Genomic DNA, 244 nt, shown 5'->3' on the forward strand with positions numbered 1-244 from the left:
GCACAATCTATTCGAAAGGCATATGGAAAATCAATTGATGAAAAAATAATCGATGAGTATAACGAAATTTCTGGTCACGGTACAGTCGTAAAAGTACAAGGAAAAGAAATTTTTGCAGGTAATGCTAAATTAATGAGAAAAGAAAACATTACATTTAAGCAACCAGAAACGGTAGGTACATTAGTTCACGTTGCTGTAGATGGGGAATATGCAGGTTATATCGTTATCTCTGATGAGGTAAAAG

At 34.0% G+C, this 244-nt stretch carries 1 pseudogene; it reads left to right on the plus strand.

The window, feature by feature from the left end:
- Nucleotides 1–244: pseudogene (locus SB775_RS32900) on the plus strand (heavy metal translocating P-type ATPase); the annotation flags it as partial.

The sequence above is a fragment of the Peribacillus sp. SIMBA_075 genome, assembly GCF_046534585.1.